The 25,992-nt window shown below is 60.1% G+C and carries 25 protein-coding genes and 1 tRNA gene; 25 read left to right on the plus strand and 1 reads right to left on the minus strand.

The window, feature by feature from the left end; all coding sequences use genetic code 11:
• Nucleotides 1-15 precede the first annotated feature (15 nt).
• The 10 genes from QSV77_RS04070 (at nt 16) to QSV77_RS04115 (ending at nt 10,801) form a co-directional block, all read left to right on the plus strand.
• Nucleotides 16-1,347 carry a murein L,D-transpeptidase gene (locus QSV77_RS04070; RefSeq protein ID WP_142839547.1) on the plus strand — a complete coding sequence of 444 codons (1,332 nt, stop codon included), beginning with the start codon at nt 16-18 and terminating at the stop codon, nt 1,345-1,347.
• A gap of 188 nt (nt 1,348-1,535) precedes the next feature.
• The gene (gene glyA / locus QSV77_RS04075; protein WP_269698174.1) at nt 1,536-2,825 is read left to right on the plus strand and encodes a serine hydroxymethyltransferase; all 1,290 of its coding nucleotides are present in this window, start codon (nt 1,536-1,538) and stop codon (nt 2,823-2,825) included.
• 12 nt (nt 2,826-2,837) lie between these two features.
• Nucleotides 2,838-3,317 carry a transcriptional regulator NrdR gene (gene nrdR, locus QSV77_RS04080; protein ID WP_006312828.1) on the plus strand — a complete coding sequence of 160 codons (480 nt, stop codon included), beginning with the start codon at nt 2,838-2,840 and terminating at the stop codon, nt 3,315-3,317.
• 2 nt (nt 3,318-3,319) lie between these two features.
• On the plus strand, nt 3,320-4,534 hold the full coding sequence (gene ribD, locus QSV77_RS04085; RefSeq protein WP_302732605.1) for a bifunctional diaminohydroxyphosphoribosylaminopyrimidine deaminase/5-amino-6-(5-phosphoribosylamino)uracil reductase RibD: 1,215 nt from the start codon (nt 3,320-3,322) through the stop codon (nt 4,532-4,534).
• A complete protein-coding gene (locus QSV77_RS04090; RefSeq protein WP_302732606.1) occupies nt 4,534-5,145 on the plus strand; it encodes a riboflavin synthase in 612 nt (203 codons plus the stop codon). The genes ribD and QSV77_RS04090 overlap by 1 nt, the downstream gene beginning before the upstream one ends.
• 295 nt (nt 5,146-5,440) lie before the next feature.
• A complete protein-coding gene (locus tag QSV77_RS04095; protein WP_065115375.1) occupies nt 5,441-6,073 on the plus strand; it encodes a LysE family translocator in 633 nt (210 codons plus the stop codon).
• Nucleotides 6,074-6,248: 175 nt separating this feature from the next.
• Nucleotides 6,249-6,695, plus strand: coding sequence for a 6,7-dimethyl-8-ribityllumazine synthase (locus tag QSV77_RS04100; RefSeq protein WP_020809943.1), 447 nt, complete (start codon nt 6,249-6,251; stop codon nt 6,693-6,695).
• A 4-nt stretch (nt 6,696-6,699) separates the two neighbouring features.
• Complete coding sequence (nusB, locus tag QSV77_RS04105) at nt 6,700-7,197, plus strand: transcription antitermination factor NusB (protein WP_046798873.1); 498 nt, start codon at nt 6,700-6,702, stop codon at nt 7,195-7,197.
• Between the two features lie 21 nt (nt 7,198-7,218).
• On the plus strand, nt 7,219-8,442 hold the full coding sequence (locus QSV77_RS04110) for an MFS transporter (protein WP_302732608.1): 1,224 nt from the start codon (nt 7,219-7,221) through the stop codon (nt 8,440-8,442).
• Nucleotides 8,443-8,662: 220 nt separating this feature from the next.
• On the plus strand, nt 8,663-10,801 hold the full coding sequence (locus tag QSV77_RS04115; protein WP_302732609.1) for a sodium-translocating pyrophosphatase: 2,139 nt from the start codon (nt 8,663-8,665) through the stop codon (nt 10,799-10,801).
• An 81-nt stretch (nt 10,802-10,882) separates the two neighbouring features.
• Here the strand turns inward: QSV77_RS04115 and QSV77_RS04120 are convergent, their stop codons facing one another.
• Nucleotides 10,883-11,413: an outer membrane protein assembly factor BamE gene (locus tag QSV77_RS04120; RefSeq protein ID WP_046798876.1), complete on the minus strand. Its 531-nt coding sequence runs from the start codon at nt 11,411-11,413 to the stop codon at nt 10,883-10,885.
• Between the two features lie 270 nt (nt 11,414-11,683).
• On the opposite strand from QSV77_RS04120, the gene QSV77_RS04125 reads away from it, so the two are divergent.
• From QSV77_RS04125 to QSV77_RS04195, 15 genes are all read left to right on the plus strand, one after another.
• Nucleotides 11,684-12,223 carry a ubiquinol-cytochrome C chaperone family protein gene (locus QSV77_RS04125; protein ID WP_269698165.1) on the plus strand — a complete coding sequence of 180 codons (540 nt, stop codon included), beginning with the start codon at nt 11,684-11,686 and terminating at the stop codon, nt 12,221-12,223.
• 8 nt (nt 12,224-12,231) lie between these two features.
• Complete coding sequence (locus QSV77_RS04130) at nt 12,232-12,795, plus strand: DUF177 domain-containing protein (RefSeq protein ID WP_269698163.1); 564 nt, start codon at nt 12,232-12,234, stop codon at nt 12,793-12,795.
• Nucleotides 12,796-12,895: 100 nt separating this feature from the next.
• Complete coding sequence (gene plsX / locus QSV77_RS04135) at nt 12,896-13,957, plus strand: phosphate acyltransferase PlsX (protein WP_302732610.1); 1,062 nt, start codon at nt 12,896-12,898, stop codon at nt 13,955-13,957.
• A gap of 4 nt (nt 13,958-13,961) precedes the next feature.
• A complete protein-coding gene (locus QSV77_RS04140) occupies nt 13,962-14,933 on the plus strand; it encodes a beta-ketoacyl-ACP synthase III (protein ID WP_269698161.1) in 972 nt (323 codons plus the stop codon).
• 242 nt (nt 14,934-15,175) lie between these two features.
• Nucleotides 15,176-15,514, plus strand: a complete 339-nt coding sequence (locus tag QSV77_RS04145) for an integration host factor subunit alpha (protein ID WP_003502236.1) — start codon at nt 15,176-15,178, stop codon at nt 15,512-15,514.
• 266 nt (nt 15,515-15,780) lie between these two features.
• Nucleotides 15,781-16,314: a MerR family transcriptional regulator gene (locus QSV77_RS04150; RefSeq protein ID WP_035217793.1), complete on the plus strand. Its 534-nt coding sequence runs from the start codon at nt 15,781-15,783 to the stop codon at nt 16,312-16,314.
• A gap of 187 nt (nt 16,315-16,501) precedes the next feature.
• Nucleotides 16,502-17,230: a nuclease gene (locus QSV77_RS04155; RefSeq protein WP_302732613.1), complete on the plus strand. Its 729-nt coding sequence runs from the start codon at nt 16,502-16,504 to the stop codon at nt 17,228-17,230.
• 138 nt (nt 17,231-17,368) lie between these two features.
• Nucleotides 17,369-17,454 (plus strand) — tRNA-Leu (locus tag QSV77_RS04160).
• A 164-nt stretch (nt 17,455-17,618) separates the two neighbouring features.
• On the plus strand, nt 17,619-20,123 hold the full coding sequence (locus QSV77_RS04165) for a heavy metal translocating P-type ATPase (RefSeq protein WP_302732614.1): 2,505 nt from the start codon (nt 17,619-17,621) through the stop codon (nt 20,121-20,123).
• A 13-nt stretch (nt 20,124-20,136) separates the two neighbouring features.
• A complete protein-coding gene (locus tag QSV77_RS04170; RefSeq protein WP_302733883.1) occupies nt 20,137-21,159 on the plus strand; it encodes a 2Fe-2S iron-sulfur cluster-binding protein in 1,023 nt (340 codons plus the stop codon).
• A gap of 11 nt (nt 21,160-21,170) precedes the next feature.
• Nucleotides 21,171-21,659: a Cu(I)-responsive transcriptional regulator gene (gene cueR, locus QSV77_RS04175; protein ID WP_302732615.1), complete on the plus strand. Its 489-nt coding sequence runs from the start codon at nt 21,171-21,173 to the stop codon at nt 21,657-21,659.
• A gap of 69 nt (nt 21,660-21,728) precedes the next feature.
• Complete coding sequence (locus QSV77_RS04180) at nt 21,729-22,673, plus strand: ABC transporter permease (RefSeq protein WP_142839559.1); 945 nt, start codon at nt 21,729-21,731, stop codon at nt 22,671-22,673.
• Nucleotides 22,663-23,616: an ABC transporter permease gene (locus QSV77_RS04185; protein WP_302732617.1), complete on the plus strand. Its 954-nt coding sequence runs from the start codon at nt 22,663-22,665 to the stop codon at nt 23,614-23,616. The genes QSV77_RS04180 and QSV77_RS04185 overlap by 11 nt, the downstream gene beginning before the upstream one ends.
• Before the next feature lie 139 nt (nt 23,617-23,755).
• The gene (locus tag QSV77_RS04190) at nt 23,756-24,820 is read left to right on the plus strand and encodes an ABC transporter ATP-binding protein (protein ID WP_142839561.1); all 1,065 of its coding nucleotides are present in this window, start codon (nt 23,756-23,758) and stop codon (nt 24,818-24,820) included.
• 11 nt (nt 24,821-24,831) lie between these two features.
• Nucleotides 24,832-25,842, plus strand: a complete 1,011-nt coding sequence (locus QSV77_RS04195; protein WP_302732618.1) for an ABC transporter ATP-binding protein — start codon at nt 24,832-24,834, stop codon at nt 25,840-25,842.
• Nucleotides 25,843-25,992 lie beyond the last annotated feature (150 nt).

Raw genomic sequence — 25,992 nt, forward strand, 5'->3', positions numbered from 1 at the left:
TGGCTGGTAGGTAGAATGACAAAGAAATCCGTTTCCGATTCCGTATCGCGCCGCGCGCTTCTGCGCTCAGCCGTTTCCGTTGGTGTTGCAGCACTTGCCGCGCCGGCCTTGGCGCAAAATGCGCTGAACGACCTCATGGGTTCGTCACGCCGCGGCAACTGGGATGACCAGTTCGACGCCAATACGTCGCGTTCCGCCGTCGGCGTCGTTTCCAACAATCCGGTTCTCGGCCGGGAAGCGCCGGTCTACATGCAGCAGGCGATCATGCAATATCAGCAGATCGTCCAGAATGGCGGCTGGCCGGATGTGCCCGTCAGCCAGCAGCGTCTCCAGATCGGCGTCTCCGACCCCTCCGTACAGGCGCTGCGCCAGCGACTGATGGTGTCCGGCGACCTGCCGCGCGAAGCCGGCATTTCCAGCGCCTTCGATAGTTACGTCGATGGTGCGCTGAAACGCTTCCAGGCCCGCCATGGTCTTCCGGCCGATGGTGTCAGCGGTGAATATACCACCAAGGCGCTCAATGTTTCGGCCCAGATTCGTCTGGCGCAATTGCAGACCAACCTCGTGCGCATCCAGTCCATGTCGGGCGATCTCGGTCCGCGTCACCTGATGGTGAATATTCCGGCCGCTGCCATCGAAGCGGTGGAGAATGAGCGCGTCGTCCTGCGCAACACGGCTGTCGTCGGCCGCGCCAGCCGCCCGACGCATGTCATCAATTCCAAGATTTACGAGGTCATCCTCAACCCTTACTGGACCGCGCCGCGCTCGATCATCGAGAAGGATATCGTGCCGCTGATGCAGAAGGACCCGACCTATCTGGAGCGGAACAATATCCGCCTCATCGATGGCAAGGGACAGGAAGTGCCGCCGACCGCGGTCGACTGGTTCGCGCCGAAGGCCCCGAACCTGATGTTCCGTCAGGACCCCGGCAAGATCAACGCCATGTCTTCGACGAAGATCAACTTCCACAATCCGAACAACGAATATATGCACGACACGCCGCAGCAGGGCCTGTTCAACAAGCTGATGCGTTTCGAATCCTCCGGCTGCGTGCGCGTTCAGAATGTGCGCGACCTCACAAGCTGGCTGCTGCGCGACACGCCCGGCTGGTCGCGTCAGGAAATGGAACGCGTCATCGCCACCCGCGTCAACACGCCGATCAAGCTGGCTCAGGAAGTGCCGGTTTATTTCGTCTACATCACCGCATGGTCTGCGAAGGACGGCGTGGTGCAGTTCCGCGACGATATCTACGAGAAGGACGGCAACGCCGAACTGGCGCTGAACACCACGAGCGGCATGGAGCAGCCGGCTGGCGCTGTTGATGACGACCTTCTGCCGCGCAACTGATCGGCGCTTTTATCGATGAAAACAGGCCGCATCTTCGGGTGCGGCTTTTTTCTTGACGATTTTCTGAGAACAGCTGCCGTTTTTTGTCGCAACGTCGCGTTTTGACGGGCAAATCTCGCACCTCGTATTGCTCTTGTCCGGGCGGAACGCTAAGACGCCATCGCATTACTGTTTCAGGAGCCTTCACCATGTCGAACACAGATGCTTTCTTCTCCCGTCCGCTTGCCGAAGTTGATCCGGATATTTTCGGCTCGATCGAGAAGGAACTGGGTCGCCAGCGCCACGAGATCGAACTGATCGCCTCGGAAAACATCGTTTCCCGCGCCGTGCTTGAAGCGCAGGGTTCGATCATGACCAACAAATATGCCGAAGGTTACCCGGGCAAGCGTTATTACGGCGGCTGCCAGTTCGTCGACATCGCTGAAGAGCTTGCCATCGAGCGCGCCAAGAAGCTGTTTGGCGTCAACTTCGCCAACGTCCAGCCGAATTCCGGTTCGCAGATGAACCAGGCCGTGTTCCTCGCGCTCCTGCAGCCGGGTGATACCTTCATGGGTCTCGACCTGAACTCGGGAGGTCACCTGACCCACGGTTCGCCGGTCAACATGTCCGGCAAATGGTTCAACGTCGTGTCCTACGGCGTGCGCGAAGGCGACAACCTGCTCGACATGGACGAAGTGGAGCGCAAGGCCAAGGAAACCCGGCCGAAGCTGATCCTCGCCGGTGGCACCGCCTATTCCCGCGTCTGGGACTGGAAGCGTTTCCGCGAGATCGCCGATGAAGTCGGCGCTTACCTGATGGTCGACATGGCCCACATCGCCGGTCTCGTTGCCGGTGGCCAGCACCCGTCGCCGTTCCCGCATTGCCATGTTGCAACGACGACGACGCACAAGTCGCTGCGCGGCCCGCGTGGCGGCATGATCCTCACCAATGAAGAGGATCTGGCCAAGAAGTTCAATTCGGCCGTATTCCCCGGCCTGCAGGGCGGCCCGCTGATGCACGTCATCGCCGCCAAGGCAGTGGCCTTCGGTGAAGCGCTGCAGCCGGAGTTCAAGGACTACGCCGCACAGGTCGTCAAGAACGCCAAGGCACTGGCCGAAACCCTGATCGAAGGCGGTCTGGATGTCGTTTCCGGCGGCACGGACAACCACCTGATGCTGGTCGACCTTCGCAAGAAGAACGCCACCGGCAAGCGTGCGGAAGCAGCCCTGGGCCGCGCTTACATCACCTGCAACAAGAACGGCATTCCTTTCGATCCGGAAAAGCCCTTCGTCACCTCCGGTGTCCGTCTTGGCACGCCGGCCGGCACGACGCGTGGTTTCAAGGAAGCGGAATTCCGCGAAATCGGCAAGCTGATCGTCGAGGTTCTTGACGGCTTGAAGGTTGCCAATTCGGACGAGGGCAACGCCTCCGTCGAAGCTGCGGTACGTGAAAAGGTCGTCGGCCTGACCGACCGTTTCCCGATGTACCCGTACATGTAAGGAAAAAAGACGATGCGCTGCCCATTTTGCGGTTCCGAAGACACACAGGTCAAGGACTCGCGTCCGGCGGAGGACAACACCTCCATCCGCCGGCGGCGCATCTGCCCCGATTGCGGCGGCCGCTTCACGACCTATGAGCGCGTGCAACTGCGTGAGCTGATGGTCATCAAGAAAAGCGGCCGCAAGCTGCCCTTCGACCGGGAAAAGCTGGTGCGATCCTTCGAGATCGCGCTGCGCAAGCGCCCGGTTGACCGCGACCGGATCGAGCGGGCCGTGTCAGGCATTGCCCGTCGTCTCGAAAGCTCCGGCGAGACGGAAATTCCCTCGGAAGAAATCGGCCTGCAGGTTCTCGAAGCGCTGAAAAGCCTCGATGACGTGGCCTTCGTGCGTTATGCCTCGGTCTATCGCGATTTCAGCCATGCCGAGGATTTTGAAAACGTGATTGCCGAAATCAACGCCAAGATCGCCCGCGACACGGACGCCGGAGTCTAGCCGTGACGAGCCGTGCCGATGACGAAAGGTTCATGGCCCGCGCCATCGAGGTTTCGCTTCGCCACCAGGGCCAGACGCTGACCAACCCCTCGGTCGGCTGTGTTCTCGTCAAGGACGGGAAAATCATCGCCGAAGCGGTGACTGCCATCGGCGGTCGCCCCCATGCCGAACGTCAGGCGCTGGAAATCGCCGGCGAGGCGGCCCGTGGTGCTACCGCCTATGTGACGCTCGAACCATGCTCGCACTGGGGCAAGACCCCGCCATGCGCCAATGCTCTGGTCGAATACGGCGTCGCCCGTGTCGTGGTGGCGGTGGATGATCCGGATGAGCGTGTTTCCGGCCGTGGTTATACGATTTTGCGCGATGCCGGCATTGTCGTGGAAACCGGCCTGCTGCGTGATGAGGGTAAGAGGGCGCTTGCCGGTTACCTCACGCGCCAGATGAAAAAACGCCCGCATGTGATTCTGAAACTTGCCGTTTCCGCCGATGGCATGATCGGCAGGAAAGGCGAGGGGCAGGTGGCAATCACCGGTCCTAAGGCTCGCCATGCCGTGCATGAGCTGCGGGCGCGTTGCGATTGTATTCTCGTCGGCATCAGGACCGCGATTGCGGATGACCCGGAACTGACGGTGCGGATCGCCGGCATGGAGCAGCGCTCGCCGGTGCGCATCGTGCTGGACCGGCAGTTTGAATTGCCGCTGACGTCGAAGCTGGTGCGGAGTGCGCGGGAGGTTCCGGTGGTGGTTGCGGCTTTACCCCCCTCTGCCCTCGACGGAGCGCCGTCTAGTCTGCTTTCCAACGAAGGCGAATGGGAAACCGGGAAAAAATTTGCGCGAGCGGCTAGCCCCTTGCCGATCTCCCCCCTTGAGGGGGAGATGCCCGGCAGGGCAGAGGGGGGTAACCGCGAGTCAAAGCGCCAACTCCTCACCAACGCTGGCGTCCAGATCCTCGAAGCCACAACCCTCGAAAACCTCCTCCACATCCTTGCCGATAGCGGCATGTCGGAACTTCTGGTCGAAGGCGGTGCCTTTGCCGCAAAATCATTCCTTGAAGCCGGGCTGGTGGACCGTATCATGCTGTTTGAAAGCCCTGTCGTGATCGGTGAGGGCGGCATTGAAACGCCGCTCCGCCGTGCCGATATCACGGGCGATTATGCTTTGGTCAGCGAAACCGTCTATGGGCCGGATCGCTGCTTCGATTATGAAAGGCCGATTTGATGTTTACCGGAATTGTCACCGACGTTGGAACCATTTCCGAGCTGGAAGCCCTGGCTGAAGGCATTCGTCTGCGGGTGGCGACCAACTACGATCCCAAGACCATCGATATGGGCGCATCCATCTCCCATGGCGGTATTTGCCTGACGGTGACGAGGCTGCCGGAAGACGGCAGCAACGAGCGCTGGTATGAGGTCGAGGCCTGGGAAGAGGCGCTGCGCCTGACGACGATTGCCGGCTGGAAACAGGGCACCCATGTCAATCTGGAGCGGGCGCTGAAGATCGGCGACGAGCTTGGCGGTCACATCGTCTCCGGCCATGTCGATGGCAAGGCGGAAATCCTGGCCGTGGAGCCGGAAGGCGAAGCGGTACGTATCCGCCTGCGCGCACCGGACCATCTGGCGAAATTCGTGGCGCCCAAGGGTTCCGTGGCGCTCGACGGCACTTCGCTGACCGTCAATGCCGTCGAAGGCACCGATTTCGACGTGCTGCTCATCCGCCACACGCTCACTGTGACGACGTGGGGCGAGCGCCAGCCCGGAGACTTCGTCAATTTCGAAGTCGATACGATGGCGCGTTATGCCGCACGGCTTGCGGAATTTCCCTCGGCGTAAGCTGGCGAGGCTCGGCGCTTTATTATGTTCGCGGACTCTTCCTTCTCCCGTCATTCCGGCCTTGAGCCGGAATCCAGCCAGCCCAAGTCCTTGGGCTGAGAAGACTCCTTTCGCCGCACAGACGCGCGTCGGCTGGATGCCGGATCAAGTCCGGCATGACGGAGGAGGAGCAGCGAGTTTGATCGTGATCGGTGTTGGTCGCCGCCACACTTCCGGTCGAACCGGAAAGATTGTAAAGACGTCATTCAGCCGTTTGAGATCGACTGCGCGCCAAACAGGGTAGGGAACATACATCATGCCGTCTTTTGAACTGCTGACAGCCTTTTTCATAACCACCGCCCTGTTCGCCTATATTCCCGGTCCGGCCATGCTTTACGCGGCGGCACAGACCATGGCGCGGGGTCGGTTTGCCGGGCTGATGGCGGTACTCGGCATCCATGTCGGCTGCTATTTTCATATCTTCGCCGCTGCGGCCGGTCTCTCCGTGCTGTTTCAGGCGGTGCCATGGCTTTACCTCGCGGTGAAGCTGTGCGGCGCGCTTTATCTCATCTGGTTGGGTTTCTCGATGCTGCGCAGCAAGCTGGAAGGCGAAGCGGTCAATCTGACCATCGAGCCGAAATCGGCGCGTCGGGCTTTCATCGACAGTATCATCGTTGATGTCCTCAATCCGAAGACGGCGCTGTTCTTTCTGGCCTTCCTGCCGCAATTCGTCGATCCGGCGGCCGCTTTCCCGGTCTGGCTGCAGTTCCTGATCCTCGGCATCGCCGTCAATTTCATTTTCTCCTCCGCCGATCTCGTCGGCGTGCTTCTGGCGGGCGCCATGGTCGGGCGTCTGAAGCGGTCGAGCGCCGTGCAGGCTCTGGCCCGGCGCGCCGCCGGAACGGTGCTGATGGGGCTTGGCGTGCATCTGGCTTTCCAGAAAAGCTGATTTTTCATCCGCGCCGCAGAGACATCAAGCCTTGCGGGATACCCCGCAAACGGGCCATGCTGCGTGGGCGATGCATGAAAATACTTGCCAAGAACGGCCAGCCGTGGTTTGACCGCCGCAAAAGCCGGTATGATCCGGCGTAAAGCTTTTCGGGAAAATCCCCAGGAACCCTCACATGTCCAAACCTCATCTTCTTATCGTGGAAGCACGTTTTTACGACGATATGGCGGATGCCCTTCTCGAAGGCGCGAAGTTCGCGCTTGATGAGGCCGGCGCCACCTATGACGTCATCACCGTTCCCGGCGCGCTGGAAATCCCCGCCGCCATCGCCATGGCGCTTGATGGCGCCGACAATGACGGTACGGAATATGATGGTTTCGTCGCACTCGGCATGGTCATCCGCGGCGAGACCTACCACTTCGACATCGTCTCCAACGAATCCTCCCGCGCCCTGATGGATCTCGCCGTCAGCGAATCGCTGCCGATCGGCAACGGTATCCTCACCGTTGAAAATGACGAGCAGGCCTGGGCGCGCGTGCGCCGTTCCGACAAGGACAAGGGCGGTTTTGCCGCCCGTGCGGCGCTGACCATGATCGAGTTGAAGAAGAAACTGGGTGGCTGAGCGCATGTCGAACGTTGATAATGGCGGCGAACCGCGCCAGCCTTCGGTAAAGCCGGCCAACCAGCGCGGCGCGGCCCGCCTTGCGGCCGTGCAGGCGCTTTACCAGATGGATGTCGGCGGCACCGGCGTGATGGAAGTGGTGGCCGAATATGAGGCGCACCGTCTCGGTCAGGAAGTCGATGGCGATACCTATCTGAAGGCCGATCCGTCGTGGTTCCGCTCCATCGTCTCCGGCGTCGTCCGTGACCAGACGAAGATCGACCCCCTGGTGCGTTCCGCCCTTCTGGAAGACTGGCCGCTGTCGCGTCTCGATGCCACCGTGCGCGCCATTCTTCGCGCCGGCACCTTCGAGATCCTTGAGCGCAATGACGTACCGGTCGCCGTCATCGTCACGGAATATGTTGAAATCGCCCGCGCTTTCTTCGAACACGACGAGCCGAAGCTGGTGAATGCGGTGCTTGACCGCATCGCCAAGCAGGTGCGCGGCGAGGCAAAACGCTAAAATACATTAGGTGAGGAAGACATGAGCGCCGTTTCCGTCCCCGGACTTGAAGTTCAACTGGGCGAGGCCAAGCGCAACGTCTTCCTCCTCACCATGGCGCAGGCGATCATGGGGTCGGCCGCGCCCTTAAGTTTTTCAGTCGGCGCGCTTGCCGGTTATCAGCTGCTCGGTGCCGACAAGTCGCTGGCAACCGCGCCGCTCACCGGCTTCAATATCGGCGTGGCGCTCGGCGCCATCTGCGTTGCGGCGGCATCCCGCTTCCTCGGCCGCAAGGCTGGTTTCATGGTCGGCGCGCTGATGTGCTCGATCGGCGGCGGTATCGCCGCAGTCGCGCTCTTCCGCAAGGATTTCTGGCTGTTTGCTCTCGGTCTGGTGCTGATCGGTATCTCAGGCGGCTTCACGCAAAAAATCCGTTTCGCCGCAGCCGACGCATCGCCATCCTTTTACAAGCCGAAGGCTATTTCCTGGATTCTGGCAGGCGGCATCATTTCGGCCATCGTCGGGCCGCAACTGGCTATCCTCGGCAAGGATCTGCTCGCACCGGTCACTTTTGCCGGCGCGTTCATCGCACTGGTGCCGCTCGGCCTCGTCTCGATCGCCATTCTGGCTTTCCTGAAATTGCCCGACCCGAAGGCAGCATCCACCCATACGGAGGCCGCGCGTCCGCTGTCGGAAATCGTCCGCACCCAGCGTTTCATCACCGGCATGGTCTGCGGTATCGGTTCTTATGCGCTGATGACCTTCATGATGACCGGTGCGCCGCTTGCCATGGTCGTCGGCTGCGGTTTCCCCACAGAACTTGCCACGCTCGGCATCCAGTGGCACGTTCTGGCCATGTTCGCGCCGAGCTTCTTCACCGGCATGCTGATTTCCCGATTCGGTGCGGAAAAAATCGTTGCATTCGGCCTCACCGTGCTGATGGCCTGCGCCGTCATCGCCCATATGGGCATCGAATTGTGGAACTTCTGGGCCGCGCTCATCCTGCTCGGGCTTGGCTGGAATTTCGGTTTTATCGGCGCAACCGCCATCATCACGTCAAGCTATCGCCCGCATGAGGCGGACAAGGTGCAGGGCTTCCACGATATCGTGCTGTTCGGCACGGTAGCGCTCTCGTCCTTCTCTTCCGGCAAGGTGTTTACGGCATGGGGCTGGTCGGTGATGAACCTCGTCATCTGGCCGGTTGCGGGCCTTTGCCTGCTGCTCGTCCTCTCGCTGCTGCTGAGGCAGCGCAAAACCGCCGCGTAAGGTCGCGCTCCTTCTCTACCCCTTTCATGTTTCAGGCAAATTTGTGGGCTTGACGCCGCACCTTTCGCCAACGCAATCTTGCCGCGCAGGCCGTTTTTCCTTGGGAGGGGAATAAACGGCCCCGACAGGACCTGGTGCGCGTGTGAACGCCCATGTCCTTGCACATGGTTCGCCGCGCCGGGGAGGGAGTGAGACCCGGCCTTTTGGGAGGTAAGTGCGCATGACCGTAATACCGTTAGTGATTTTATGTGGGGTCCTGTCCGTGGTGTACGCGGTGTGGACGACCAAGAGCGTTCTCGATGCCGATCAGGGCAACGAGCGTATGCGTGAAATAGCAGGTTTTATCCGTGAAGGTGCGCAGGCTTATCTCACCCGTCAATATCTCACCATCGCCATCGTCGGATTGATCGTCGCCGTTCTTGCCTGGTATCTGCTGTCGGCCATCGCGGCCATCGGTTTCGTTATCGGCGCGGTGCTGTCCGGCGTTGCCGGTTTCGTCGGCATGCATGTTTCCGTGCGCGCCAATCTGCGCACCGCGCAGGCCGCATCCCACAGCCTTGGCGCCGGCCTTGATATCGCCTTCAAGTCGGGCGCCATTACCGGCATGCTGGTTGCCGGCCTCGCGCTGCTTGGCGTTTCCATCTATTATTACATCCTGACCTCGGTCCTTGGCCATCCGCCCGGATCACGCGCGGTCATCGACGCGCTGGTGTCGCTCGGCTTCGGCGCGTCGCTGATTTCGATCTTCGCCCGTCTCGGCGGCGGCATCTTCACCAAGGGCGCCGATGTCGGCGGTGACCTCGTCGGCAAAGTCGAGGCCGGCATTCCGGAGGATGACCCGCGCAACCCGGCAACCATTGCCGACAATGTCGGTGATAATGTCGGCGATTGCGCCGGCATGGCGGCCGACCTGTTCGAGACCTATGCCGTCTCCGTTGTTGCGACGATGGTTCTCGCCGCGATCTTCTTTGCCGGAACGCCGATCCTGGAAAGCGCCATGGCCTATCCGCTGGCGATCTGCGGCGCCTGCATCCTGACCTCGATTGCCGGTACCTTCTTCGTCAAGCTTGGCACCAACAATTCCATCATGGGCGCGCTCTATAAGGGGCTTATCGCCACCGGCATCTTCTCGGTCGCCGGTCTTGCGGTCGCAACCTATGCAACGGTTGGCTGGGGAACGATAGGCACGGTCGCCGGAATGGAAATTACCGGCACCAACCTCTTCCTTTGCGGGCTGGTCGGCCTGGTCGTCACGGCGCTGATCGTCGTCATCACCGAATATTATACCGGCACCAACAAGCGCCCGGTCAACTCCATCGCCCAGGCATCGGTTACCGGCCACGGCACCAACGTCATCCAGGGGCTTGCCGTCTCCCTGGAATCGACGGCGCTGCCGGCCATCGTCATCGTCGGTGGCATCATCGGCACTTACCAGCTCGGCGGCCTGTTCGGCACCGGCATCGCGGTCACCGCCATGCTTGGCCTTGCCGGCATGATCGTGGCGCTCGACGCTTTCGGCCCGGTCACGGACAATGCCGGCGGCATTGCCGAGATGGCCGGCCTTGATCCGGATGTGCGCAAGGCGACCGACGCGCTGGATGCAGTCGGCAACACCACCAAGGCGGTGACCAAGGGTTATGCCATCGGCTCTGCCGGCCTCGGCGCGCTGGTGCTGTTTGCCGCCTATGCCAACGACCTGTCCTATTTCGCCGCCAATGGCGATACCTATCCCTACTTCAAGGACATGGGCGAGATTTCCTTCAGCCTTGCCAATCCTTATGTCGTTGCCGGTCTGCTGTTCGGTGGCCTTATCCCCTACCTCTTCGGCGGCATCGCCATGACGGCGGTGGGCAAGGCGGCAGGTGCCATCGTCGAGGAGGTACGTCGTCAGTTCCGCGAAAAACCCGGCATCATGGCGGGCACGGAAAAGCCTGACTACGGCAGGGCGGTCGATCTGCTGACGAAAGCGGCGATCCGGGAAATGATCATCCCGTCGCTTCTGCCGGTTCTCGCCCCTCTCGTCGTTTATTTTGGCGTGCTGCTGATCTCGGGCTCCAAGGCGTCAGCCTTTGCCGCACTCGGGGCATCGTTGCTCGGCGTCATCATCAACGGCCTGTTCGTGGCGATTTCCATGACATCAGGCGGTGGCGCCTGGGATAATGCCAAGAAGAGCTTCGAGGATGGTTTCATCGACAAGGACGGCGTGCGCCACGTCAAGGGTTCGGACGCCCACAAGGCGTCGGTGACGGGTGATACCGTCGGCGACCCCTATAAGGACACCGCCGGCCCCGCCGTCAATCCGGCCATCAAGATCACCAATATCGTGGCGCTGCTGCTGCTGGCAATTCTTGCCCACTGAAAGCTTGATGCCTGACACACAAAAAAAGGCCCGGGGAGCAATCCTCGGGCCTTTGATTTTGCGAATGCTTTTGCCTGCCGGTCAGGGCGTGTTGTTGCCCTGGCCGAGAATGCTCTTGGCGATGTTGGCGCCCGAGGTGCCGCCGGAGAGCAGCTGCTGCAGGAAGGTGAGATCCTTGCCGCCCGTCGGGGTGGTGCGCGAAATCGTGTCGAAGACCTTGCCGTCCTGCAGCGCGTAATTTGCCTTGCGTTCAATCACGCCGTCCTTGTTGAAATAGATGGCGAGAATGTTCTGCTCGACCAGCGTCGGCTTCATGAAGGCGGCGCGGCGCACGCGCTTCTGCGAGATGTAATAGAACACCTCGTTGCCGAAGGTCGCCGTGGTGGAGGGCGTGCCCATGGTCAACAGAACCTGTTCGCGGCTGGAGCCTTCCGGGATCAGCTGGAGCGACTGCTCGTCCATGACGTAGCCGTTGTGGAACACATCGGTGGTGCTGGTGCAGGCGGAAAGCAGGCCGGATGCGAGCACGATTGCGATGGCCGTCTTGCTCAGAATTTTGCCGTGACTTGCGGATTTCTGCTTGCTCAACTGCTTTTCCCCGACTGCGATCATGAATGGCACCTTCCGGCATTGCGTGGTGCACAGTGTCTGTGCACATGATTGTGTCAATCCGGGGACGGAAAATCCCGATCACCCCCCAAATTCAATGCTTTCCCGGTCTTTTGGAACTCCTCCGGTTCTCTTCGACTGTTTCAGCCGAAAGACGAACGTGACCGCGACAGCATTGCAATTCGTGGATGCTTCGGTAAACCAGCTTTGACGATCATGCAACAAGTGCGAGGGGCGGTAAGTGAATTCACCGGTCACGTTCGGAAAAAAACGATGATATTCGGGCTCTTCAAGAAGAAAAACAACAATCGCGCCATAGTCGACCGGCAATATGAGACCTTGACGGCGGCCGCCCGCACGCCCGGTTTTTATCTCGATCTCGGCGTTCCCGATACCGTGATGGGCCGTTTCGAGATGCTGTCGGTCATCATGATTCTCTATTTCCGTCGCACCAAGTCCTCCGGGGTCAGCGGTCAGGAGATCGCGCAGGAGATCGTTGACGCCTTTTTTCAGGATATCGATCATTCCATCCGTGAACTCGGTATCGGTGACCAGGGCGTGCCGAAACGCATGAAGAAATTCGCCGGCATGTTTTACGGGCGGCTCGAATCCTATGCGGCGGCGCTGGACGCATCCGACCCCGTTGCCCTTGCCGCAGCGCTTCGGCGCAATATATATCCGCAGGCAGACGAGACGGCGCCGGCGCTGGACGGGCTGGCAGGCTGGATGATGGAAGCCTCTTCGGCCCTTTCCGCCGTCTCCGAAGAAACAATAGCAACCGGAAGCCTGACGCTGCCCTTGCCTGGACGATGAGGTTCACCATGAACACGCGACACGCCGCAAATGACGACCTGCCTTTTTCCTATCCCGTAAAGGTAGGCCATATTTCCGCCAATCCCGTCAGGATTGGTCTGGAAGCCAACGCCGAGGAGCTGAAGGCGCTGGCGAAATTCTGGAATGTGGTTTCTGTCGAATATCTGAAGGCGGAATTGCAGGTTACCCGTTGGAAGAAGGACGGCGTGAAGATCAAGGGCGAGGTGCATGCGGCCGTGACCCAGTCCTGCGTCGTGACGCTGGAGCCGGTCACGAGCAAGATCGACGAACCTGTTGAGCATATTTTTGTGCCGGAGGGATCGAAGCTGGCGCGGATGGTCACCAATGAGGAAGGCGAGATCGTACTCGACCCCGATGGTCCTGACATCCCCGACCAGTTCACCGGCGACAGCATCGATGTCGGCGCTGCGGTTGCCGAATTCGCTGCCCTGGCGATCGACCCCTATCCGCGCAAGCCGGATGCGGAATTTCCAGAAACCGCAGACAAGGAGCCGGAAGAAGAAAAGCGCCCGTCGCCTTTCGCCGCGTTAAAAGATTGGAAAAAAGACTGAATGGCCCGGTTGGGCTGAAATAATTTTATTGTAACAAAAGCCGGAAAAGGTATTTTCGCGCAAAATCCGCTTGAGTGGCGGCAAAAAGGATAAGGGACGAGTGATCAGAATTGCAATTGACGTCATGGGTGGCGATTTCGGCCCAGATGTTGCCATACCCGGTGCCGCCAAGGCGCTTGAACGGCACAACGATGTAACTTTTCTGCTCTATGGGCAGAAGAGCAAATGCGACCCCATTCTGGCACAATATCCCGCGCTTCGGGAAAAGTCGGTCTTTCACGATTGTGAAGTCTCGGTCGCCATGGACGAAAAGCCGAGCCAGGCGCTTCGTCGCGGCCGCTATGTCTCAAGCATGTGGCGCGCCATCGAGGCCGTGAAGCTTGGCGAGGCGGATGTCGTCGTCTCCGCCGGCAATACCGGCGCGCTGATGGCCATGGCCAAATTCTGTTTGCGCACCATGGCGCGGGTGGAACGTCCGGCCATCGCCGGCATCTGGCCGACTTTGAAGGGTGAGAGCATCGTTCTCGATGTCGGCGCAACGATCGGTGCCGATTCCCAGCAATTGCTGGATTTCGCCCTTATGGGCGGCGCCATGGCGCGTGCCCTGTTCGATATCGACCGTCCGACCGTCGGCCTGCTGAATGTCGGCGTCGAGGAGGTCAAGGGTCAGGAAGAGGTGCGCGAGGCCGGACGGCTGATCCGCGAGGCTGACCTCGGTACCATCGACTATCGCGGTTTCGTTGAAGGCGATGATATCGGCAAGGGCACGGTGGATGTGGTGGTGACCGAAGGTTTCACCGGCAATATCGCGCTCAAGGCCGCCGAAGGCACGGCACGCCAGATCACCACGCTGCTGCGTGAGGCGATTTCCCGCAGCTTCTTTGCGAAGATCGGTTATGTCCTGGCGAAAAGCGCCTTTGACGTGCTCAGGGAAAAGATGGACCCGCGCAAGGTCAATGGTGGCGTGTTTCTCGGCCTGAACGGCATTGTCATCAAGAGCCATGGCGGCACTGATGCCATCGGTTTTGCCTCCGCCGTGGATGTCGGCTACGACATGGTTCATAACGGCCTGACGGCCAAGATTGAAAATGATCTGAAAATTTACCACGCAAGACGGCTTCCGCCCCCGGCGCCCGAAGCTCTCGTGGCTGACGAGGAATAAGGGAATGATCCGCTCTATAGTCCGTGGTTTCGGGGCAGCGCTTCCGAAGCGTGTGATGACCAACAGCGAAATCGAAGGTGTCGTCGAGACATCCGACGAATGGATCGTGCAGCGCACCGGCATCCGGCAGCGCTATATCGCCGGCGAAGGCGAAACGACCGCTTCGCTCGGTGAAGCTGCGGCCCGTGCTGCGCTCGACAATGCTGGCCTGACCCCTGATGATATCGACCTCATCATTCTGGCGACCTCCACTCCGGACAACACCTTTCCGGCAACGGCGGTGAACATCCAGAATCGTCTCGGCATGACCCATGGTTTCGCCTTCGACATGCAGGCCGTCTGTTCCGGTTTCGTCTATGCCGTCTCGACCGCCGATCTTTATATTCGCGGTGGCATGGCCAAGCGCGTTCTGGTCATCGGCTCTGAAACATTCTCGCGCATCCTCGACTGGAAAGACCGCACCACCTGCGTTCTGTTCGGCGATGGCGCCGGCGCTCTTGTTCTGGAAGCTGGCGAAGGCGAGGGGACCTCTGACGATCGCGGCATCCTGACCGCGCAGCTGCGGTCCGACGGTTCGCACAAGGAAAAGCTTTATGTCGATGGCGGGCCTTCGACGACTGGCACCGTCGGCCATCTGCGCATGGAAGGCCGCGAAGTATTCAAGCATGCCGTCGGCATGATCACCGACGTCATCGAGCAGGCTTTCGAAGCAACCGGCACGACGGCGGATGATCTCGACTGGCTCGTGCCGCATCAGGCCAACAAGCGCATCATCGACGGATCGGCGAAGAAGCTCAATATCGATCCGGAAAAGGTGGTCATTACCGTCGACAAGCACGGCAATACCTCGGCAGCATCCATTCCGCTGGCGCTGGCCGTTGCGGCCAGCGACGGTCGCATCAAGAAGGGCGATCTGGTCATGCTGGAGGCCATGGGCGGCGGTTTCACCTGGGGTGCGGTGCTGCTGCGCTGGTAACGGTAAATTCATTGCGCGGGCAGGCGTTGACGCGAAATCGGTTGTGTTTTTCGCAGTCGAGGCCTGATCCGTTGCGCCTGAGCACCCTGTCGTTGCGGCAAATCTGCACCAAGCGCCCTAAGCCCTTGCACTGATTGCCGAAAGCCTCAAATGAATCTGGAACAATCCCTTGACCGGTCGCCACAAGGGAAATAATCTCGGCGGCTCCTAGAGAAAAATTCAGACACGGTTTGTGGGGAAAAATGGCCGGGAAGACAGTGACACGCGCAGATCTTGCAGAATCTGTGTTTCGTAAAGTCGGGCTGTCCCGCACCGAATCCGCAGAACTGGTCGAGACGATCATCGACGAGATTTGCAACGCAATCACCCGTGGTGAGGTCGTCAAGCTTTCGTCCTTCGCGACCTTCCAGATCCGGGAAAAGAACGAGCGTATCGGCCGCAACCCGAAAACGGGTGAGGAAGTTCCGATTTCGCCGCGCCGGGTGATGACCTTCAAGGCGTCGAATGTGCTGAAGCAGCGTATTCTCAAGGCGCACACGGCCCGCAAGGCCAAGCAAAAGGGTCAAAAGGCCGGGGCGTAAGCCGGCTGCGGCACGGCATTTTTGCCATATGGCAAGCCCTTTTCCCCATTCTTCTTGTGAACATGCTTGAATTTCAACGTGCAAGCCGTTGAAATCCAGTCGACTCGCATCATAATCAATTTTAGTAATTGGTATCTTGCCGTAACGGGCATCGGCGTGAAGATCGGATACGGTTTTCGCGACGGTTGAATGTTCGGCGGGTGATAGGCGTTCTGTTCAGCACCGGCTGGATGCATGGCGCTCCAGGTCCGGATGGGAGTGGAAATTTGGACAAAAGCCCCGACGCGTTTCGGACCATCAGTGAAGTGGCGGATGAGCTGAACCTGCCGCAGCACGTGCTGCGTTTCTGGGAAACACGCTTTCCGCAGATCAAGCCGATGAAACGGGGCGGGGGCCGCCGTTATTACCGCCCTGACGATATCGATCTCCTCAAAGGCATTCGTCACCTTCTTTATGACCACGGTTATACCATCAAGGGCGTGCAGAAGCTGCTGAAAGCCAATGGCAACCGTTTCGTGGCGGCCATTGCCTCGGGTGATCTCGCGACCATGGAAGCCATCATGGCGGCGAGTGGCGAGAAGGAAGTCGCCGAACCGCGCGTCATCGATACCGATGGCGACGAGGTGGTCGGCCGCCCGAAGGCCAAGCCAAGCGGCCGTTTCTTCGGCTTCGGTGGCGGCGGCAGCGATGCGGAAATATCGGTCGGCAAGTCGGGCATCGGCAAGGATGATCAGGCGCTGCTTCAGGAAGCCCTGTTCGATCTGCTCGAATGCAAGCGACTTCTCGATCAGGTTCGCTGATCGTTTATCCACAGGTCTGTTCGAGCATTTCCAGGAAAAGTGAACCGCGGTTCTCCGTCTGGAAACGCGTCAAAACAAAGAGTTAGAGCGTTTTCTCGATTCGAGGAAAACGCGAATGCTCTAAAATGCCAACCTTTCGGAAACTCCTTTGGCCGATAATGCGGCTCCGTAAAGAAGGAGTCCGATCGTGAGCAATCGAAAATCGACAGGGCGACGCCGCACGGCGAAGAAATCGGCTGGTGGCAGCGTCTGGCCCTGGGTGCTGATGCTGGGCGTCGTCGCCGGTGGCATTCAGGCTTACGAATATCGCGACAGTTTCCTGCCGCAACGTCATGTTGCGAAGGCGACATCCGCGACAGCGAATTCTCCAAAACTTGCAACCGCAGCAAAACGTGAGGCGGCCGCGCCGGAAAAAGTGGCGAGCATTCGGCCTGCATCGGCGGTTTCGCCCGGCAACGGGCCGGTGCCACCACGCTCCATCGCCATGCCATCCACGTCTTCGCAGAGCCAGGTCGCAGCCATCCTGCCGGAAACCCGTCCCACGGTCGAAAAAATCTCGATCGGTGAAAAGAGCGGTGCCTTTGCCTTTTGTGGCCGTTCCGGGCTTAACAACTGCGTGGCCGACGGCAACACCTTCTGGATGAAGGGCGTGAAAATGCAGCTTGCCGGCATCGAGGTTCCGCAGATCGACCGGGCGCGCTGCATGGAAGAACGCCAGCGCGGTTTCGTCGCCAAGGTCAGGCTCCGCGACATGCTGAATGCCGGTACCTTCGATGTTGCCTCTTCCGCAGGTGCCAGCGGGCAAGCCATGGAACGCAAACGGCTTTCGCGTTCGGGTGTCTCCTTTGCCGATCAGCTCGTCCGCGAAGGACTGGCACATCCGGCATCTGCAAAAAATCAGTCCTGGTGTGGCTGAGGCCCCGTTGACCGCAACCGTTCTGCCTGTGTAGATGAGGCGCTGTCGGCATTCGGGATCGGAACTATTTAATCCTGCACCGAATAATGACGAAGCAAGTTGCAGCGCCGGAGCCGGATTGGCAAGCGGCGCGGCAATGCGGACGTGGCGAAATCGGTAGACGCAGCAGACTTAAAATCTGCCGACCATTGGTCTTGCGGGTTCAAGTCCCGCCGTCCGCACCAACTTCCCTTTGATTTATTCCCCTACCTCAAGTCCTGAGCCGGCGTAAAAACGCCCGTTCACGTGCGTGTCATCTCTTCTTGAAAATCATCAAAAAGAACCTATTGACCTTGCCACGATGGGAAGCCCTATCTTTTTCGATATAAAGAAAAGAGGGGTCATACGCATGTCACAAACAGAGATCCGGGCAAGCCATCAGATTGCGATCGATGGCATGACATGCGCCTCCTGCGTCGGTCGTGTCGAGAAGGCGATTGCCAGGGTGCCGGGGGTTCTCAAGGCCTCGGTCAATCTCGCGACCGAGCGCGCCGATATTGCCTTTTCCGGCCCGCCCGATGTGATGGCTGTCATCGCAGCCGTGCGGAATGCGGGTTATGGCGTCGACGAAAAAACCATCGAACTCGATATTGAGGGTATGACCTGTGCCTCCTGCGTCGGGCGCGTGGAGAAGGCGCTGAAGACTGTCGCCGGTGTCTCCGGTGCAAGCGTCAATCTGGCCACGGAACGCGCCACTGTCCGCGTTGCTGGCAATACCGTCTCTGCCGCCAGACTGGCCGAAGCAATCAGCCAGGCTGGCTACAAGGCAAGCGAAATCGCCACGGACAAAGCCAAGGGTGATGAGCCGGACCGACGCGAAACCGAATTGCGCGGTCTGAAAATCAGCCTTGCCGTTGCCGTTGCCCTGACACTGCCGGTCTTCGTGCTGGAGATGGGTTCGCATCTGGTTCCCGCCATCCATGATTTCGTGATGGAAACGGTCGGCATGCGGGAAAGCTGGTATCTGCAATTTGCGCTGACCACGCTTGTTCTTTTCGGACCCGGTCTGCGCTTCTTCAAAAAGGGCATACCCGCACTTTTGCGGCTTGCACCCGACATGAATTCGCTTGTCGTGCTGGGCACTGCCGCCGCCTGGGGATTTTCGGTGGTCGCCACTTTCCTGCCGGAAATCCTGCCGCATGGCACGGCCAATGTCTATTATGAGGCGGCGGCCGTTATCGTCACGCTCATCCTGCTCGGCCGTTTTCTCGAGGCGCGCGCCAAGGGTCGCACCAGCGAGGCGATAAAGCGGCTGGTCGGCCTGCAGGCCAAGTCGGCCCGCGTCCTGCGCAATGGCGAAACCGTCGATGTGCCGTTGCAGGACGTACAGACCGGTGACGTGATCGTTGTCCGTCCGGGCGAAAAGGTGCCCGTCGATGGCCTGGTAATCGATGGCTCCTCCTATGTCGATGAATCGATGATAACAGGTGAACCGATCCCGGTGACCAAAGCGGCGGGTTCCGAAGTCGTCGGCGGCACGGTCAACCGTAATGGCTCCTTCACCTTCCGCGCCACGAAGGTGGGTGCAGATACGCTGATCGCCCAGATCATCCGCATGGTCGAGGAGGCGCAGGCCGACAAGCTGCCCATTCAGGCGCTGGTGGACAAGGTGACCAACTGGTTCGTGCCGGCGGTGATGCTGGCCGCACTCGCCACCTTCATCGTCTGGTTCGTGTTCGGGCCGGACCCGGCTTTGACCTTCGCGCTTGTCAACGCTGTTGCAGTCCTCATCATCGCCTGTCCCTGCGCCATGGGCCTTGCCACGCCCACCTCTATCATGGTCGGCACCGGCCGCGCTGCCGAGATGGGTGTGCTGTTCAGGCGTGGCGATGCGCTCCAGACGCTGCGTGATGCCGATGTTATCGCCGTCGACAAGACCGGTACGCTGACGCTCGGCAAGCCGAAACTGGTGCATTTCACCACGACTGAGGGGTTCGACGCGGATGAAGTGCTGCGCCTCGTTGCTTCACTCGAAAACCGTTCCGAACATCCGATCGCCGAGGCAATTGTTGAGGCTGCGAAACATGCCGGCCTGACGCTTGCCAATGCGGAGAGCTTTGAGGCCACCCCCGGTTTCGGCGTGGCGGCGATAGTCGATGGCCGCAAGGTCGAAGCGGGTGCGGATCGCTTCATGACGAAGCTCGGTTACGATGTTTCCATGTTCGCCGGTGATGCCGAACGGCTGGGCAGGGAAGGGCAGTCGCCGCTTTATGCCGCCGTCAATGGCAGGTTGGCCGTGATCATTGCTGTTGCCGATCCGGTAAAGCCGACGACGCCGGAAGCAATCGCGGCGCTGCATGCGCTGGGTCTCAAGGTCACGATGATTACCGGCGACAACCGCCGCACTGCCGAAGCCATCGCTCGCCGTCTTGGCATTGATGAAGTGGTGGCGGAAGTGCTGCCGGACGGCAAGGTCGAGGCGGTGAAGAGACTGGCCGCTGGCGGGCGACGCGTCGCCTTTGTTGGCGATGGCATCAACGATGCGCCGGCGCTTGCCGCGGCTGATGTCGGCCTTGCCATCGGCACGGGCACGGATGTCGCGATTGAAAGCGCCGATGTGGTGCTGATGTCGGGCGATCTTCGCGGCGTTGCCAATGCCATCGCGCTCTCCAAGGCGACCATCCGCAATATCGGCCAGAATCTGTTCTGGGCCTTTGCCTACAACGCTGCACTCGTTCCCGTTGCGGCCGGAATATTGTATCCTGTCAACGGCGTTCTGCTGTCGCCTGTCCTTGCCGCCGGAGCCATGGCGCTTTCCAGCGTGTTTGTCCTGACAAATGCGCTGCGCCTGAAAAGCTTCCGTGCGCCGCTGGTGGACAAAGCGGCTGGCATGCAGCTCGCAGCGGCCGAATAGGAGGGCGGATATGATGACGCCTGGCAACACAATCTATCTGCCGCAGATCGGACGCAGCATAATGGCGGCGCAAGGCGAGACCGTGCTTCAGGCCGCGCTGGCTGCAGGCATCACCTATCCGCACGGCTGTCGCATGGGCCGCTGTGGCGCCTGCAAATCGCACCTCGTCTCCGGCGAGATCGATCTTCTCAAGCACACGCCCTTTTCATTGACCGAAGAGGAAAAGGCGGAAGGCCTGACGCTCGCCTGCCGCGCCGTGCCGCTAAGCGACGTGACGATCGGCTGGCTCAACGGCGAGGATGAGTTTGCCGATATTCCGACCGGCCGCTTTGAGGGCGTGGTAGCGGAAGCCGTGGATGCGACACATGATATCAAGCTCATCCGCATCAGGCTCGACGATCGCGCGCAGTTTACCTTCAAACCCGGCCAATATGTGCGTCTGCTTTACCCGGACTGTTCGCCGCGCGACTATTCCATCGCCAGCCGGATCGACGAGGAGTTGATCGAATTCCACATCCGGCACGTGCCGGGCGGCCTGACAAGCGGCCATATATTCGCGCAGGCCAAGGCGGGCGATCCTGTCACTTTGGTGGGGCCTTTCGGCTCGTCATTCCTGCGGGAAAAACATTGTGGGCCAATCCTTGGCATTGCCGGCGGCTCGGGTCTGGCACCGGTCAAGGCGGTTGTCGAGGCTGCTCTTGCAACGGGGCAAATGACGGGCCGGGATCGCCCCGTCCATGTCTATTTCGGCGCCCGCGCCCTGCGCGATCTTTATATGGTCGAGTATTTCGAAGCGCTTACCGCGCACCACGGCAATCTGAGCTTCGTTCCGGTTCTCTCCAATGAGCCACATGCGCAGATGCGGTGCGGTTATGTCGGCAACGCGGTGGCGGATGATTTTGACGACCTTGACGGCTGGAAAGCCTATCTCGCGGGCCCGCCGGCGATGATCGAGGCAACCGTGCCGCAACTGGTGGCGCGGGGCATGCGCGCCGCCGACATTCATGCAGACGTGTTTTTCACCCCGGACAGATAGGAGCAGGATCCATGAATATCGGCACAGCCGCCACCGCCTCAGGTGTTTCTGCGAAGATGATCCGTCATTACGAGATGATCGGCCTGATCAAATCGGCAAACCGCACGGATTCCGGATATCGGGTCTATACGGCCAATGATCTGGAGACGCTGCGTTTCATCAGGCGTGGACGCGACCTTGGTTTCTCGATCGAAAAGATCAGGCAGTTGATGACGCTGTGGCGCGATCCGGGTGGCGCGTCCTGCGATGTCAAACGCATCGTCATGGAGCATGTCGTGGATCTGGAAGCGAAGATGCATTCGCTCCGCGACATGGCCGACACGCTTCGAAATCTCGCAACCTATTGCCCTGACAATGGCGAGCCGGATTGCCCGATCATTCAGGATCTGGCGCAATCCGAAGACCCCGATTTTGTTCCGGTAGCGGTTGTGCCCAAGCGCTCCGGAATGCTGAGGGGCACCTCCGGCGTGGCGACGGAATTGTCGCGTCTCATGAAATAAACAGCCGTTCCCATCGGGAACTGATCGTCGATTGCAGCAAATGCCAATTGTGGTGAAGGAAACCGGGCCATGTGGATACAGATATTGCAACGCTTCCTTATTCTGTGCCTGATGCTGACGATCGTTTCCGTCATCGCGTTTCTTTTGCCCTATATGGCGGGTGGCGATCCGGCCCGCACCATCCTGTTTTCCCGCATGCGCGATACCGCGCTCGATCCGCATGCGGTCGAGGCGCTGAGAGTGAGTCTCGGGCTCGACCGGCCGCTCTATGTGCAATATTTCGCATGGCTCTCAAACGCGCTGCGCGGCGATCTGGGCTTTTCCTTCACCAGCAGCCAGCCGGTGGCCGGTGAGCTTCTGCGCTCCCTCGGCGTTTCGGTAACGCTGGCGCTGACGGCGCTGGCAATCGCGGTCGCCGTGGCGCTGCCGCTCGGCACGCTGGCGGCGATGCGCCCGGGCGGGCGGCTCGACAATTTCGCGACACTGATGATCCAGACCTTCGTTGCGACGCCGGAATATTGGTTCGCGCCCATGTCGGCGCTGGTCTTTGCGCTCTATCTCGGCTGGTTGCCGTCGGCGGGATGGGACAGCTGGCGATCGCTGGTGCTTCCCGCCTTGACCCTGACGCTGCGCCCGCTCGCTTATTTCACGCAGGTGACACGCGCGGCGATGGCCGAGGTTCTGCGCGCGCCCTATATCACTGCCGCTCGCAGCCGGGGTCTCGGCATGCATAGCACGGTCCTGCGGCACGGTGTCCGCAACGGCTCGCTGCCCGTCGTCACCTTCTTTGCATTGTGGCTCGCGGGCCTGCTTGGCGGCTCAGTGGTCGTGGAAGTCATCTTCGCCATTCCAGGCATGGGTCGGCTTCTTTATGATGCCGTGGTCAATCGCGACATCCCGATGCTGCAGGGTGGTTTCATCTGCATCGTCGCCCTGTCCATCCTGATCAATACCCTGGCCGACGGCTTTTATGTCCTGATCAATCCAGCAATGCGAGGTCACAATGACCATTAGCCAGTTCCCGAGCGCGCCGGTAGCCGCCTTGCCCCTGAGCAATACGCCCCTGAGCAATACGCCCATGATCAACACGCCAATGACCGCCACCCCCAAGCGCCCGTCGGCCTTCAGCCGGTTCACGGACTTCATCAGCCGACGGCATTGGACCTTCTATGCGGGATCGGCGATCTTTCTCGTCATCATCCTGCTGCTGGTCATCGCGCCATGGATATCGCCGTATAATCCCGCACAGCAGAACCTTCGCCTGCGGCTGAATGCGCCAGGCGCCACCTACTGGCTGGGAACGGACCATCTCGGTCGCGACGTGCTCAGCCGGTTGCTGATCGGCGGCCGTTTCACGGTCACGATTGCCGCCATCACCGTCATTCTCTCGGTCGCCATCGGCACCTTTGTCGGCATCATCAGCGGCCGCAGCCGCGGTATCCTCGACGAAGTCCTGATGCGCGTGGTCGACCTGCTCATCGCCATTCCGGACGTGGTGATTGCCATCTTCCTGGTCGCCATCTTCGGGCCGGGATATGGAACCCTGATCGCATCGCTGACGATTGTCGGCTGGACACCCTTTGCGCGTCTGGCGCGCGGGCTGACGCTGTCGATCAATTCCCGCGAATATATCCGCGCGGCGGAAGTACTTGGCTGCACGCGGCGCTTCATCATCTTCCGGCATATCATTCCGAATACGATCTGGCCGATTGCGGCCGTGGCGTTCCTGCGTTTTGGCCACAAGCTGATCACGGTGGGCGGCCTGTCGTTTCTGGGTCTCGGCGTGCAGCCGCCGGCCGCCGACTGGGCGCTGATGCTCGCCGATGCCCAGGCCTATGCGGAGCGCATGCCCATTCTCGTCATCGCACCCGGTCTGGCGATTTTCCTGTCGGCGCTGAGCGTGACCTGGATCGGCCATGGGCTGAACCTGGAGACCAAAAAACAGAATGGTCATTGACGCCTGTCGGCAGGGAATGGCCGGCTTGATCATCGTCAAACATAGCTGAGGCGAAGGAACTGGAAGGAGAGTAATATCGTCTGAAGCCGCATGAAAATACGCAAATGCCTCCGATTCAATAAAAATAAGGGGAACTCTTATGAATATCGAAGGACAAACGCATGCCATTACGGCCCTGTCTCCCGAATGCGCACCGCTTCTGGAAATAGAGGACCTGCACGTTTCGGTGCCGGCGCAAAATGGCCGAAAATTTGTCATTTCTGGCCTCACGCTTTCCGTCAATGCCGGTGAAGTGGTCGCGCTCGTCGGCGAATCCGGTTCCGGCAAGAGCATGACGGCCCTGTCGCTGATGCGGCTTTTGCCGCAGGGCGCGGAAATCAATTCCGGCCGCATTTCCTTTGCCGGGCGCGATATCCTCGCGCTTTCATCGTCCGAACTCGATGCGCTGCGTGGCGCCGATATCGGCATGCTGTTCCAGCAGCCACAGGCCATGCTTGATCCGACCAGCCGGGTGAAGACGCAGGTTGCCGAGCCGCTGTGGGTCCATCGCAAGATGAGCCGGAGTGCTGCGCTCAACCGGGTCGTCGGTCTCCTGTCGGATGTCGGCATTCCAGACCCATCGGCGCGGGCGCAATGTTTCGCGCATGAGCTTTCCGGCGGCATGGCGCAACGTGTCATGATTGCCGCGGCACTCTCGGGCAATCCGCAACTGCTGATCGCCGATGAGCCGACGACGGCTCTTGATGTCACCGTCCAGGCACAGATATTGCGCCTGCTTGATGACGAACGCCGCAAGCGTCGGCTCGCCACCCTGTTGATCACCCATGATCTGTCGGTGGTTGCCGCTTTCGCAGACAGGATTGCGGTGATGTATGCCGGCCGCATCGTCGAGGAGGGGCCGACACAGGCGATCCTCAAGGCGCCGCAACATCCCTATACAAAGGCGCTGATCAGCTGCTCGCTTCTGACCACCGACAGCGAGGGACAGCTGCTGACGATCCCCGGATCAAGCTCGCAGGCCCATGACATGTCCTGCGGTTGCCGCTTTCATCCGCGCTGCGCGCTTGCCAAGTCGGAAGGCATGGGCAGCCGGTGCATGGCGTCGGAACCGGATCTGAATGCATTGCCGGAAGGGCGCAAGGCGCGGTGCTGGGCAGTCGGTGAGGATCATGCCGGCGACCATACCAGCCACGCGGTCTGCTGAAGGAGGGTATGATGCAATTGACAGCTGTAAAACAGACCCCGCCATCGGTCGATAGCGACACTCGCCCCTATGTGGTCGCGAAGAACCTCTGCAAATATTATCCGATATCCGGCCTCGGTCACCGGGTGGTGAAATCGGTCGACGATGTGTCCCTGACCATCGGCGAAGGGGAAGTGCTCGGCCTTGTCGGCGAATCCGGATGCGGTAAAAGTACTGTCGCCGGGCTGATCACCCGGATGACCCACGCGACCAAAGGCGAGGTCAGCATCGGCGAACACGACATATTGCACATGCAGGGCGAGACGCTGCGGCGGATGCGCCGGGTCGTGCAATTGGTGTTTCAGGACCCATATTCCGCGCTCGATCCGCGCATGCGCATCGGGCAAAGCATGGAAGCGCCGCTCGCCCAGCACGGCATCGGCACCCGTGAAGAACGCACGGCGCGCGTGTTCAGAATGCTGGAAGAAGTCGGTCTCGATGCATCGTTTTTTGATCGTTATCCGAGCCAGTGTTCCGGCGGGCAGTTGCAGCGCGTCGTCATCGGGCGCGCGCTTCTCCTCAATCCAAGCTTCCTTGTCTGCGACGAACCGACCTCGGCGCTCGATGCTTCCATGCGCACGCAGATACTCAACCTGCTGATGGACATGAAACGCCGCCATGGTTTGACGGTTCTGATGATTTCCCACGACCTGCGCGTGGTGCGTTATCTCTGCGATCGCATCGCGGTGATGTATCTCGGCCGGATCGTTGAAATCGCCGACCGGGAAGAGCTCTTTCGTGCGCCGAAACATCCCTACACCAAGGCGCTCATCGCCTCATCGATGCTGGATGAAACCGGCCTTTATGCGCCGGAAATGCTGCTGGACGGCGATTTGCCAAGCCCGCTCAATCCTCCAGGCGGCTGCAAATTTCACACCCGCTGTAAATATGCGACGCCGATTTGCAGTGAAAAAGAGCCGGTTCTGGAGGGCGTTGCGGGCGCGCATTTCGCCCGTTGCCACCATTGGCGTGAATGGGGTTGAAGCATGAAGCAGTTGCGGTTTTGTGCTTTGGTAAAAACAGATGAATCGTGTGTCTGAGGTTTAATATCGGAATTAAATTCCGAGTATATTGCAGTAAAATAAATTGTATTCAGATGGATATTCTTCGAGTATCCGCTGGATATTCTTTTG

The sequence above is a fragment of the Agrobacterium sp. V1 genome, assembly GCF_030518355.1.
GTDB classification, from domain to species: Bacteria; Pseudomonadota; Alphaproteobacteria; order Rhizobiales; family Rhizobiaceae; genus Agrobacterium; species Agrobacterium cucumeris.